This window comes from Cognatishimia sp. MH4019, from assembly GCF_020177595.1.
In the GTDB taxonomy this organism is placed as follows: domain Bacteria; phylum Pseudomonadota; class Alphaproteobacteria; order Rhodobacterales; family Rhodobacteraceae; genus JAHTBL01.
Genome location: NZ_JAHTBL010000008.1, coordinates 134,667 through 147,197, shown reverse-complemented (window position 1 = coordinate 147,197; position 12,531 = coordinate 134,667). Strand labels below are relative to the sequence as shown.

The 12,531-nt window shown below is 61.9% G+C and carries 13 protein-coding genes; 6 read left to right on the top strand and 7 right to left on the bottom strand.

The window, feature by feature from the left end; genetic code table 11:
* Positions 1-10 precede the first annotated feature (10 nt).
* A complete protein-coding gene (locus tag KUW67_RS14470) occupies positions 11-895 on the bottom strand; it encodes a LysR substrate-binding domain-containing protein (protein ID WP_224826032.1) in 885 nt (294 codons plus the stop codon).
* Between the two features lie 114 nt (positions 896-1,009).
* Between KUW67_RS14470 and KUW67_RS14465 the strand changes: the two genes are divergently transcribed.
* From KUW67_RS14465 to KUW67_RS14455, 3 genes are read left to right on the top strand one after another with little or no spacing between them, the layout of a single operon-like run.
* The gene (locus KUW67_RS14465; RefSeq protein WP_224826031.1) at positions 1,010-1,516 is read left to right on the top strand and encodes a sulfopyruvate decarboxylase subunit alpha; all 507 of its coding nucleotides are present in this window, start codon (positions 1,010-1,012) and stop codon (positions 1,514-1,516) included.
* Positions 1,513-2,067: a sulfopyruvate decarboxylase subunit beta gene (comE, locus tag KUW67_RS14460; RefSeq protein WP_224826030.1), complete on the top strand. Its 555-nt coding sequence runs from the start codon at positions 1,513-1,515 to the stop codon at positions 2,065-2,067. Before KUW67_RS14465 ends, comE begins: the two co-directional genes overlap by 4 nt.
* 10 nt (positions 2,068-2,077) lie before the next feature.
* Positions 2,078-3,199 carry an alpha-hydroxy-acid oxidizing protein gene (locus KUW67_RS14455; protein WP_370635003.1) on the top strand — a complete coding sequence of 374 codons (1,122 nt, stop codon included), beginning with the start codon at positions 2,078-2,080 and terminating at the stop codon, positions 3,197-3,199.
* Here the strand turns inward: KUW67_RS14455 and KUW67_RS14450 are convergent.
* Entirely contained in the window at positions 3,196-5,358 is a 2,163-nt protein-coding gene (locus tag KUW67_RS14450; protein ID WP_224826029.1) for a DEAD/DEAH box helicase, read from the bottom strand. The two genes, KUW67_RS14455 and KUW67_RS14450, sit on opposite strands and share 4 nt — an antisense overlap.
* A 121-nt stretch (positions 5,359-5,479) precedes the next feature.
* A complete protein-coding gene (gene ltnD / locus KUW67_RS14445; protein WP_224826028.1) occupies positions 5,480-6,370 on the bottom strand; it encodes an L-threonate dehydrogenase in 891 nt (296 codons plus the stop codon).
* A 118-nt stretch (positions 6,371-6,488) separates the two neighbouring features.
* On the opposite strand from ltnD, the gene KUW67_RS14440 reads away from it, so the two are divergent.
* Together KUW67_RS14440 and KUW67_RS14435 are read left to right on the top strand one after the other, a co-directional pair.
* Positions 6,489-6,959 (top strand): copper chaperone PCu(A)C, encoded by a 471-nt coding sequence (locus KUW67_RS14440; protein ID WP_224826027.1) that lies wholly within the window; start codon positions 6,489-6,491, stop codon positions 6,957-6,959.
* Positions 6,956-7,339 carry a VOC family protein gene (locus tag KUW67_RS14435; RefSeq protein WP_224826026.1) on the top strand — a complete coding sequence of 128 codons (384 nt, stop codon included), beginning with the start codon at positions 6,956-6,958 and terminating at the stop codon, positions 7,337-7,339. Before KUW67_RS14440 ends, KUW67_RS14435 begins: the two co-directional genes overlap by 4 nt.
* Positions 7,340-7,417: 78 nt before the next feature.
* Here the strand turns inward: KUW67_RS14435 and KUW67_RS14430 are convergent, their stop codons facing one another.
* Positions 7,418-8,185, bottom strand: a complete 768-nt coding sequence (locus KUW67_RS14430; RefSeq protein ID WP_224826025.1) for a hypothetical protein — start codon at positions 8,183-8,185, stop codon at positions 7,418-7,420.
* 129 nt (positions 8,186-8,314) lie between these two features.
* Between KUW67_RS14430 and KUW67_RS14425 the strand changes: the two genes are divergently transcribed.
* A complete protein-coding gene (locus tag KUW67_RS14425) occupies positions 8,315-8,596 on the top strand; it encodes a DUF6525 family protein (RefSeq protein ID WP_224826024.1) in 282 nt (93 codons plus the stop codon).
* Here the strand turns inward: KUW67_RS14425 and KUW67_RS14420 are convergent, their stop codons facing one another.
* The 3 genes from KUW67_RS14420 to KUW67_RS14410 all read right to left on the bottom strand — a co-directional run bounded on the left by KUW67_RS14420 (position 8,597) and on the right by KUW67_RS14410 (position 12,470).
* Positions 8,597-11,008, bottom strand: coding sequence for an FAD-dependent oxidoreductase (locus KUW67_RS14420; RefSeq protein ID WP_224826023.1), 2,412 nt, complete (start codon positions 11,006-11,008; stop codon positions 8,597-8,599).
* A gap of 83 nt (positions 11,009-11,091) precedes the next feature.
* The gene (locus tag KUW67_RS14415; RefSeq protein ID WP_224826022.1) at positions 11,092-11,322 is read right to left on the bottom strand and encodes a hypothetical protein; all 231 of its coding nucleotides are present in this window, start codon (positions 11,320-11,322) and stop codon (positions 11,092-11,094) included.
* The gene (locus KUW67_RS14410) at positions 11,319-12,470 is read right to left on the bottom strand and encodes an aromatic ring-hydroxylating dioxygenase subunit alpha (RefSeq protein ID WP_224826021.1); all 1,152 of its coding nucleotides are present in this window, start codon (positions 12,468-12,470) and stop codon (positions 11,319-11,321) included. Before KUW67_RS14410 ends, KUW67_RS14415 begins: the two co-directional genes overlap by 4 nt.
* Between the last annotated feature and the right edge of the window lie 61 nt (positions 12,471-12,531).

The window sequence follows — 12,531 nt, the reverse complement described above, 5'->3', positions numbered from 1 at the left end:
GAACAAGGCATTACCTATCCGGATTGCCTGCTGCGACGGCGCTCAGTTGCTCCAAAAGGCGCTGCACAAGCTGTAGTTTTGAACAATCCGCGCGGGTCAGAATACCCAGCACACGCGACGGGGCCTCCGGCCCCAGCGGCAGTTTGCGCAACTCGGCAAAGCTGGCATCCGGCACGCACATATTCGGCACCACCGAAACACCCAAATCATGGGCGACCATGCTGACGACGTTCTCAAGCGATCCCATTTCCATTGCGTCCTGCACCGTGATGCCTTGCGCAAACAGCCACGCCTCCGCAAGTTCCCCGACCGCCGCCTTGCGCGTGTGCCGAATATAGGGCTGCGTAGCGAGGATCCGGCGCGGGTCCGTCTCGGTCACAGACGGTGCCGTCAGCAACACCAGCTCTTCCTCATAGAACGGCATCCAGTTCAACCGCTCCGTCACCCGTGCGGGCGCGCTGAGAACGGCAGCATCCAGCACGCCCTGCTCCACCTGCTCCAGCAAGTCCGGCGACAACCCTGGCACCACGCGCATATGCAAGTCCGGGTAAAGCCCCATCAGCCGCTTGGCCGTCTGCGGAATAAGCCCCCGAATGGACGACGGAACCGCCCCCAGCGTCAGCTCGCCAATCATGCGGGGATCGCCGATCAGATCATCCAAGATCGTGTCATAGGCCGCCACAACCGCCTGCGCCTTCGGCACCAGCGCCTTGCCCAACTGGTTCAAGCGCGGCGTCTTCTCCGAGCGATCGAACAAAGCCACGCCCAACTGATCCTCCAGCCGTCGCATCTGCTGGCCCACAGCGGCATCGGTGACACTCACCTGCGCGGCAGCGCCCCGAAAACTGCCTGTCTGCGCCACCGCGACAAGCGTCCTGAAGAGAATGATCGACATAAAGACCTCCACCAAAGGAAACTAAAACATCACTTTAGCAAAAGCCAAAATTATATGACTGGCACAAAGTTCTCTTTTAGGCGAAACCCAAGACATCTTTAACGCGGAGCCGCCATGTCCATAAGTTCCAAACTCGTCGATGATTTCATCGCCAATGACGTGTCCTTCATAACAACCGTGCCCTGCAAACAGCTTGCCGGTGTGATTGACGAGGTTGAAGCCCGCCCTGAAATCCACCACGTCCCCGCCAACAAGGAAGACGAAGGCATGGGCCTGTGCGCAGGCGCGTTCATGGGCGGCAAGCGCCCTGCGATCATCATGCAGAACACCGCGATCGGTGTGACGATCAACACGCTTGTGACGCTCACCCAGTTCTACCGCATGCCGCTGCCCATGCTCATCAGCTACCGGGGCGAACTACGCGAGCCCGTCGCCTGTCAGGTCGAAATGGCCGTGCACACCAAGGCGCTTTTGAACCAGCTGCACATCCCGACCTATCACTTTCATAAAGAAAGTGACGCCGACGAATTCGACACGATCCTGAAATACACGTTCATGTGCAACAAACCCGTCGCGATCCTGACCGACGCGTCCTTCTGGGGAGGCTATGGCGACCAATGATCCGCTCTGACGTTCTGCGCGATATCGCGCCCATCATCCGCGATCACCTCGTGATCTGTAACATCGGCCTGCCCAGCCAAGAGCTGCACATGATCGACGATCAGCCGACCAATTTCTACATGCTCGGAACGATGGGGTTGTCCTCCTCGATCGGGTTGGGCGTGGCGCTGGCCCAAGACAAACCCGTCATCGCCATCGACGGCGATGGCTCTGTGCTGACCAACCTTGGCACCTTGCCGACCATCGCCAACAACGTGGCCGATAACTTCATTCTGCTGATCATCGACAACGGCTCTTACGGCTCCACCGGTGATCAGCCGACCTATGCAGGCAAGAAGACGTCCCTCGCCGCCGTGGCCTCTGCCTGCGGATGCGAAAATGTCGTGGAATGCGCCGCCGAAGATACCGGCAAAGCCCTGCAAGCCGCCCTCGACAGCGGCAAGATGACAATCATCGTGTGCAAATGCGAAAGCGGCAACATCAAGCTGCCGGTCATCACCAAGGACCCCGTCGTGATCCGCGACCGCTTCATGACCGCCGTGAAGGCCTGACCCAAGCCCCATGCTGCGGGACCGGTCCATCCACTGCTATGACGACGCGCGCCGCATCGCCAAGCGTCGCCTGCCATGGATGGTTTTCGACTATATCGACGGGGCCGCAGGCTCCGGGCATGGCGAAGCTGCAGGCCGCGCCGCGCTACGCGACACCCCCCTGCAACCGCGCATCCTGAACGGGGTCGAGCACCGCTCGCTGACCACCACGCTCTTTCGCAAAGAGACGGCGCTCCCCTTCGGTATCGCCCCCATGGGCATGTGCAACCTCACCTCACCCCATGCCGACCGCTGGCTCGCCAAACTCGCCGCTAAACATCGCATCCCCGTGGGCGTCTCCACCGTCGCCTCCACCTCGCTGGAGCAAATGATCGACTGGTCCGGCGGCCATGCGTGGTTCCAGCTTTACGTCAGCTCCAGCACAGACGGCCCCGGCCCGCTTGTCAGTCGTGCCCAAGCCGCAGGCTACGAAACCCTCGTCCTCACGGTCGATGTCCCCGAAGTCGGTCGCCGCCCCCGCGAGCTGCGCCGCGGCTTCAAAATGCCCTTCCGCATGGGGCCGCGCCAAGTCTTCGATTTCGCCTGTCACCCCGGCTGGTCAATCCCGCAACTCATCCACGGCAAGCCCGAGATGGGCAATTTCGGCGGTAAGCACGGCGCGTTTGATCGCACCAGTAGCCGCGCTGGGGCCAACTGGGACATGCTCGCCAAAATGCGCGATGACTGGTCCGGCAATCTGGTCGTGAAGGGCGTGCTCAGTCCCGAGGATGCGCGCAAGCTGCAATCGCTCGGCGTCGATGCCATTCAGGTCTCCAGCCATGGCGGACGCCAGCTTGACGGCGCCATCGCCCCTGCTTACGCTCTGCCCGCGATCCGCACAGCCGTCGGCCCAGACATGCCGCTCTTCTTCGACAGCGGCCTGCGCTCCGGCGAGGATATCGTCAAAGCCTACGCCCTCGGTGCCGACTTCGCGTTCCTCGGGCGTCCGTTCTCCTACGCCATCGCCGCCGACGGCGCGCGCGGCCTTGATGCCCTGACCGAAGTCCTACGGGACGAGGTCAGCATCACCCTTGCCCAGCTCGGCCTCCGCGACATCAACGATGTGAATGAAGCCGCGTTGGCGCAGCCCTAACCGCGCCGCTTGGGGGTTGCGTTGCCCCCTTTGCCCGCCGCCGCCCGCGCCCGGTTCTTCTTGCTGCTTGGCTTACCTTTCGGCGGCGGTGGGCCTTTCTTACCCGGCCGCTCGAACCGCTTGCTGGGATCCGCCGCATCCGACCGCTGCTTGGGTTTGGCGTCCCCCTCAAACGCGCGCTTCGGTTTGCCGTCGCCATCCGTGCGCCGCTTCGGCTTGTCGTCAAAAGACCGCCGCTTCGGCCCATCTCCATCCGATCGCCGCTTCGGCGCGACCGCCCCATCATAGTCCCTGCGCTCTTTCGATTTATGCTTCGGAGCGCCCCCTTTCGGAGCCCCCTTCGGCTTCTTCACCCTAGGCGTCGGCGCATCATTCCAATCGACCGGAGTCGTCGTCCCCTCCGTCCGCGCAGGCCTTGCCTGCGCCGGTTTCTCGGCCCGCGGTTTGCGCGGCTTGTCGCCATAGTCCCGCTTCTGCCCACGGGGCTTCTCATCGTAATCCCGCTTCGGTCCACGCGGTTTGTCGCCATATTCGCGCTTCGGCCCACGCGGTTTGCCTTTGAATCCGCCGGGTTTGCCACCGCTTGGCCCCAAATCCGGCGCCTTCTCCAGACGCACCACCTGCGCGCCCTCTTCAACGGTCATCGCCTCACCCAGCTCTAACAAAAAACCGTCCACAGCCCCTTCCCGCAGCTCGACATAAGACACGTCCTGCTGCACCCGAATGGCCCCGATGTCGTCTTTGGTCAGCCCACCGGCCTTGCACAGCATCGGCAACAAGCGGCGCGGCTCCGCATCCGCAGCGCGCCCGCCTGCAACCGAAAACCAGACCGACGGCCCAAACGCCTTGCGCGGCGCGGGCTTGGCGTCAACCGGCGACAACTCCTCCGGCGCAGAGTGATGCGCATGATACAGCCGCAAATACGCCGCCGCGATCTGCTCTGGCGCGAACCGTCCGACCAGCATGTTGACCGCACCGATATCCGACCCCGGAATCTCTTCCAGCCACGCCGGATCCTCGATCATCCGCGCTTCATCCGCAGCCGTCACCTCATCAGCCGACGGCGCTTCCCCCCACTCCGCCTTCAGCTTGGCGAAATGCAAAATCCGCTCCGCCTTCTTGCGCGCCGCAGGCGGCACGATCAGCGCAGAAACCCCCTTGCGCCCCGCGCGCCCCGTCCGGCCCGAGCGGTGCAACAACGTCTCATGGCTCGACGGCAATTCCGCATGCACAACCAAGTCTAAGTTCGGCAAATCAATCCCGCGCGCCGCCACATCCGTGGCCACGCAGACCCGCGCCCGCCCGTCCCGCATCGCCTGCAAAGCATGGGTCCGCTCGCTCTGCGTCAACTCCCCCGACAGCGCCACCACCGGAAACCCCCGGTTCGATAGCCGGGTCGTCAGCCGGTTGACCATTGCCCGCGTATTGCAAAACACAATCGCATTCGGCGCCTCGAAATAGCGCAGCACATTGATGATCGCGTTCTCGCCATCGCGCGCCGACACCGCCATCGCGCGGTACTCAATATCGGCGTGCTGCGAGGCACCCGACACCGTCTCCACCCGCACCGCCTCGCGCTGATAACTCTCCGCCAGTTTGGCAATCGCCCGCGGCACCGTGGCCGAGAACAGCAGCGTCTGCCGCTCTTCCGGCGCTTCGCCCAGAATAAACTCCAGATCCTCGCGGAACCCCAGATCAAGCATCTCGTCGGCTTCATCCAGCACAACCGCGCGCACGCCACTCAGATCAATCGACCCGCGCATGATGTGATCGCGCAACCGCCCCGGCGTCGCCACAACCATATGCGCCCCACGCTCCAGCGCGCGCCGCTCGTCGCGCATGTCCATGCCGCCGACGCAAGACGCCATGACAACGCCCGCCTCCGCGTAAAGCCACGCCAGCTCCCGCTTCACCTGCATCGCCAATTCGCGCGTCGGCGCCACAACCAAGGCCAAGGGCGCGCCCGACGCCTCAAACCGCTCCCCCTCCAACACGGTCGGTGCAATCGCCAGACCAAAGCCCACCGTCTTGCCCGATCCCGTCTGGGCCGAGACAAGCATATCCGCACCTTCCAGATCAGGCTTGGTCACAGCCTCCTGAACCGGTGTCAGAGTGGTATAATCACGCGCCGCCAGCGCATTAGAGAGAGCTTGTTTCAAAGGGGAGGTCACTTTTTGTCAGATCAAGGCCCCGCCTCTAAAGACAAGCGCCCCCCTTGTATAGGGGCCAGTTGCCGCGCCCCCCTTCACCTTTGCTGAAATACTCGCGCCGCAGGCACGCCTATCCTTCACCCGGCAGCGTCAGCCCGGCATGGCGCGCATAGACCTTGGCCACGGCCGCATCATCCTCAAGCCCATGCCCCATGCCAGAGGCCGCCACATATTGCTGCAACGCCGCCGCCGTGATCGGCACGCCGAATTTCGAGTTCTTCGCGATATCCAACACGATCCCCAGATCCTTCAGCCAGATATCCACCGTGGAATGGGGCGTATAATCCCCGTCAACGATATGCGGCCCCCGGTTCTCAAGCATCCATGAGGTGCCGCCACAATTGGGCACGATCTCCATGAATTTCTCCGGCGCGATGCCTTGGCTCATCCCAAAGGTCATCGCCTCTGCCATGGTGACAATATTCACGCCCGCCAGCACCTGATGCACGGCCTTCATCGCCGATCCCGCCCCGATCTCGGGACCCATGTTATAGACGTTGGACGCCGTAGCCTCCAAAGCAGGTCCCGCCGCGGCAAAGGCCTCGTCCGAGCCAGCAGCCATGATCGTCAGATCCCCATCCGCCGCGCGCAACGACCCGCCCGAAATCGGCGCGTCCAGATAAAGCACCCCGTGCTCCGCACAGCGCCCAGCCATCTCGCGCGCAAACTCCGGCGGCACCGTCGCGCAGGCAATCACCACCGCGCCTTTGGCCATCTTCGGCACCAGCGCATCGTCGCCAAAAAGCACGCTCTCAGTCTGGGCCGCGTTCAGCACCACGACCATCGCCGCACCAATCGTCGGCGCAACCTCCGCCAGCGATCCCGGCTGCCCGCCCGCTTCTTGAAACCGCGCCATAGCATCGGCGTTCACATCGAACCCATGCACGACTAACCCGGCCTTCAAAGCCGAAGCCGCCATGCCATATCCCATTGATCCCAAACCGATTGCCGCGATGCGCATGTCTCTCTCCTCCCAAAGATACCCCGCGAACCCTAGGCGCTCCACGCGCCCCTGTCCAACCCGCATCGGCACATTCTGTCGCATCCCATCGCGGCCCTTGCATTCCTACCTTTAGCCCATGAAACATCTCATCCTCGCAGCCCTCCTCGCCCCGTCCATCGCGTTCGCCCATGGCTTCAGCGCCGACAAACTCATCATCGCGCACCCGATGGCGTTCGAGACGACGCCGACCGCGCAAACCGCAGACGGCTACATGGTGATTATGAACAACGGCGACACCGCGGATCGCCTGCTCGCTGTCAAAGCGGATTTCCCGAAGGTCACGCTCCACAGCACCGTTGAGCAAGACGGCATCGCCCGCATGCAAGAGCTCGACGCCATCGACATCCCGCCCATGGCGCAAACCCCTCTACAACCGGGTGGGCTGCATATCATGTTCATGGGCCTGAACGGTGATCCCTTTGAAGTTGGCGAGGAAATCCCCGCTACGCTGGTCTTTGAAAAAGCCGGGGAAGTCCCCGTCACATTCCATGTGGAGCCGCGCGGCGCGGGTGCCATTGACCACTCCAACCACGGGGTCACAAATTGATCGACCGCCTCGACCATCTCGTGCTCACCGTCGCCTCGATCGAGGCCACCTGCGCCTTCTATGAGACCGTGCTCGGCATGCAGACGGTCACGTTTGGGGAAGGCCGCAAAGCGCTGACCTTTGGAGTGCAAAAGATAAACCTCCACGAGGCGGGTGCCGAGTTCGAACCCAAAGCCCACGCCCCCACAAAAGGCAGCGCCGATCTGTGCTTTCTGCTAACCGGAAGCCTCAACGACATGGAATCCCATCTGAAAGAACACGGCATCCAAATCGAAGAAGGCCCCGTCCCCCGCACCGGTGCGACCGGCCCGATCATGTCGCTCTATATCCGTGACCCCGACGCCAACCTCATCGAACTTTCCACCCCGCCCCGGACCTGATCCGGGACCCCGAAGCCATGAAGATACCCCGCCCCGGACTTGATCCGGGGCCTCGCGTCCCGAACCCGGCATACCCAATCAAAACAACATACAATCCGCACCCGGCGGCAACGGCTCCGCACCCTCTGGCAAGGTCGGCGTATACGCGAACGTCACAATTTGCGCGCCGCCATCAAACGCCACAAACAATTGGTTCGACCCCGGCCGGATCGCAATCCCCTCCGGATCAGTGCCATATTCCAGCAAACTCGCCTGCGCCAAAAGCTCCCCATCCGCCGTGAACTCATAAAGGCTGTTGGAGCCTTCCCAATCATCCACAATCAGCAAATGCCCTGTACGCGGATCAATCGCGATCCCCTGCGCCTCGCTCAACGGGGGATCAAGGTCCATCGTATCAATCCGCGCGATCATCGCGCCACTGCGATCAAACCAGGTCAGCCGCTCGGGATCATCCTCCACCGTCAGGATGTGGCCGTCCGCATTCACCGCAACGCCCTCGGTATCCGCAGCCCCCCCGTCCAGCTGAAACGGCTCCGCCAAAGGCTCGCCATCCTTGCTCAACCGCTGCAATTTCCCGAACCCGTCGCCCACCAGCAGGTGATCGTCCTCTATCGTGATCGCCTTGATGCGAAACAGATCGCTTGTGATCCGCCGCAACTCATCGCCCTGCAGCGTCATCAACACCGCCTCTGGTCCTTCATTGGCAATCCAAAGCCCGCAAAATGTCGGATCATATTCGAGGCTCGCAGGACGGTTCAGCTCATAGCGCCCGGTCTCCACCAGCTCCAGCGCGGCCGCCGAGACCGGTATCAGAACGAGTGCAAGAAAAGCTGCTTTGCCGAACATCGTCGCCCCCGCGCGTTGCCTCTTTCACAAGACTGCACCGCAGCAGCCGCAGGTCAATGAAAACCGGCTTGCGCTTCCCTCAATACGTAATGTTATAACATTGCAAATCTATCACAGGACCCGCCCACAGTGCCCCGAAACCGCGGTAAAACCAGCCTCAAATGCAAACGCCGCACCGCGAACCCGATGCGCGAATACGATCACCTGCCCGCCGAACTGCGCGCATGGCTCTCTCAGGCTGTGCTCCCATGGCGCGCAGGCTCGGTGAAACGCAGCTTCGATAAGGCGCTTGCGAAAACCGGAGACCCCGCCAAGGCCCTGCAAGAGCTCGACCACCTTCAGGCCCGCCTCATCGCGAAAGACGCCCCATCCGTCTGGGGCCAGGCGCACCCGTCCGGCTCAGCACATTAACTAAGCGCGCAGCCGTTTACCCTCCGGATCAAACGGCGGGTCCGCCAAAACCACGCCCCGATGCGGGCGGCCCAGGATCATCACATCCACCTCAGCTCCCGGCTCCACGCCTTTCAAAAAGCCCAGCGCCAGCGATTTGCCCACGGTATAGCCATAGGCTCCGCTGCTGACCCGCCCCACGGGCGTCCCGTCGGGCAAGAAAATCGGCTCACCCCCCGACGCATCCGCATCCTCGACGTCCAACACCTCAATGATCGACAACTGTTCGCGCGGCGCGTTCTCCGCCAGTTCGGCATACGCCCCCTTGTTCAGAAACGCCTTGCCCATTTTAATCAGCGGCGCCAGCCCCACTTCCTGAGGCCAATATTCCGGCGAATATTCCCGCGACCACGATCCATAGCCCTTCTCGATCCGCAAACTCATCAGCGCCCGCGACCCGACCGGCCCGGCGCCCACCGCGCGACCTGCCTCCAGCAAAGTCTCATAGAGACGCGCCTGATCCTCAACCGCGCAATGCAATTCCCAGCCTAGATCACCGGTGAACGACACCCTGAGCGCCACCAGATCAACGCCCGCCAGCGTGATCCTTTGCGACCGCATGAACGGAAAATCCTCGGTCGCCAGCGACGCATTCGTCAGCTGCTGTAACATCGCGCGGCTCTCCGGCCCGGCGACGTTAAACCCGCACATCGCCTCCGTTTTGCTTTCAAAAACAATGCTCTCTGGCCGTTCCACCGCATTGAAGAACCGCAGATGATACCGTTCCGCCATGCCCGAGCCGATTACAAGGAACTCCTCCTCCCCCAGCTTCGTCACCGTGAAATCGCCCGCAATCCCGCCGCGCTTCCCAATCAGAGGCGTCAGACAAGACCGCCCCACCGCCTTGGGCATGTTGTTGGCGAAAAGGCTATTCAGCCAATCGCTCGCGCCTTCGCCTTTCACCGAATATTTCGCAAAGTTCGAGATATCGATGATCCCCGCGCGCTCTCGCAGCATCCGGCATTCCGCGCCGACCGGCTCCCACCAGTTCTGCCGCGTGAAGCCGTTGGTATCCACGACGCCGGGCTGGTCCGCAAACCACAACGGATGCTCCCACCCGTAGTTCAGCCCAAAGACCGCGCCCATTCCTTTCTGCATTTCATAAATGGGCCGCACCCGCGCAGGTCGACCCGCAGATCGCTCCTCATTCGGGAAGTGAATGGAGAACCGGTTCGCATACTGATCCCCCACTTTTGCCTTGGTAAACTTGCGGTCCGCCCACGCGCCAAAGCGCGCCATGTCCCACGGGAACATATCGAGATGCGGCTCGCCCGTGACGATCCATTCCGCCGTCAACGACCCCAGCCCGCCAGATTGCGAGAACCCCGGAATGATCCCGTTACAGCAAAAATACCCTTTCAGCTCCGGCACTGGCCCAAACAGAGCGTTACTATCCGGCGACCAGATCATCGGCCCGTTGATCACCCGCTTGATCCCCGCCTCACCGACAGCAGGCACCCGATCAATCGCGCGCATCATGTTATCCTCGATCCGCTCCAGATCGTCGGCAAACAGCTCATGGCCAAACCCTTGCGGAGTTCCATCCTCCGCCCAGAACCGCACGTCCTTTTCATACGCGCCCACCAGCAGACCTTTGCCTTCCTGCCGCAAGTAATACTCCCCATCGCGATCAGCGACGGACGGCAAACGCCGATCCAACGCAGCAATCTCGGCAATCGTCTCCGTCACGAAATACTGATGCTCCGTCGGCAAAAGCGGCAACTCAACCCCCGCCATCGCCGCCACCTCGCGGCCCCACAACCCGGCCGCATTCACCACCACTTCCGTCCGGATGTCGCCCTTCGGCGTCCGCACGATCCATGTGCCGTCGGGCTGCTGCTCCGTCCCCGTCACAGGCGTAAAGCGATGAATTTCCGCCCCGTTCTGCCGCGCGCCCGTCGCATAGGCATTCGTCACCCCCGACGGGTCCACGTTCCCGCCCGAGGGCTCATACATGATGCAGCGGATCCCATCATAATTGACCAGCGGATGCAGCCGCTCCGCCTCATCCCGGTCCACCTCATAGAAATTCAGCCCGTAATATTTGGCCTTCGCCGCCTGCAACCGTAGCTGATGCTCGCGCGCCTCGGTCTGCGCCAGATACAGCGATCCGGGCTGGAACACGCCACAGCTTTGCCCCGTCTCGGCCTCCAAAGCGTTATACAAATCCATCGTATAATTCTGGATGCGCGTGATGTTGTTGTTGTCGTGCAGCCCATGAATATTCGCCGCCGCGTGCCACGTAGACCCGCTGGTCAACTCGTCCCGCTCCAACAGCACGACATCCGTCCAGCCCAGCTTCGTCAGATGATACAGGATCGAACACCCGATCACCCCGCCCCCGATCACAACCGCCTGTGCGTGGGTTCTCATCGCTGTCTCTCCATTGCTGCGCGGTCCCAATTTACGCCGCTCGCCCGCCAAAAATTGCCCGTTCGCGCCAAATCAGGCCCCTGTCAGTCGCAAACCGGCGCGCGCGGCTCGCGGCCATGATCGGCCAACCGCGCCTGCAAGCCGACAGCCTCAGGCGCACCCGCTTCCAATGCAAAAACATACGCATGTGTCAGGTAGAAACAGGCCGCGTCCACATCACCGGCCTGATCCGCCGCATGCGTATAAAGCGCAATCAGCGCGCCCGCGTCGCCCGCCGCATGCGCCGCAATCAACGCCTCATCCAGCGCGCTCACCGCCGCGCCGCATCCACATTGCTGGCCACCCAATGGTGAAAGTTATGCGTCGGCCCATCCATCTCCGGCGAGAACTTGCCTCCATCAAACAAAGCCCCATGCCGCCCCTTCTGCATGCCTTCGACGACGAACACATCCTCGGAAAATACCGTCTTCCAAAGGCTCGCATTCTCAGCCCGCAAACCCGCGAACGCCTGCGACCGCGCGCCGTCTTCGGTGTAGTAAAGCTCCACATGCTCCACCGTCCGGTCCAAACCTTTCGGCTCCAGAACGATCGCGAAATAGTGGTCCCGATGCACGCCCAGCAGCACGTTCGGATACACAGCGATATACTCCGCGCCCTCCTCCCACTGCTCTGAATGGTCGCCAAAATCGGGGAAAGTCGCGCCACCTTCGCCTTGCAATTGCTTATAGACCAACGTCCCCTGCCCTGAAAATTCTCCAGCCTTTTCAATATTATAATGATCTTCCAACCGCGAGTAGCTGTTCAAACCCGGATGCACCCACGGCAAATGATAGCTCTCGCAGTAATTCTCGACCGCCAGCTTCCAGTTCGTCGCCACCTCCAGCTTGAACGACGAGCTTTCACCGCCATGCACCATCGGCACGTCAAATTCCGCCCAGCGCGCGATCAGGTCTGCATGCACCTCCTCAAACGGCGCCGCATTCCCGTTCACATTCACATAAATCACGTCATGCCACACGTAAGACGGCACCCGGATCAGCCCCAACTCATCACGCTTGATATCTTCATGGGTATTGCGCCCCGGCCCGCCCACATGGGGCGTCGATTTCAGCTCCCCTTTCAGCGAATAGCACCAAGAATGATAGGGACAGCGGATCGCCCCTTCGATCTTCTTGGGCTGGTCCACCAAAATCATCCCGCGATGCCGACAGGTGTTCTGAAAGACGCTCACCTCGCCCGCGCGATCTCGCACGATCAGCAGCGGCATCCCCAGAAAATCCACCGGTCTTGCATCGCCAATCTCCGGCACATCTTTGCCAAAGCCCACGCCCGCCCACTGGTCAAACAGCACCGCCTGCTTTTCTTCCTCGAACACCTCGGGCGACACGTAATGCGCATTCGGCAAGCCTTTGGCCTGCGCCACTGACGTCATCACCGCGCCCAAATCCGTTTGCACATTCATCGCGAGCCCTCCTGATCGATCGCGAAATCCTGCGCCTCAAAGGCCGCTCACTCAATCCGTG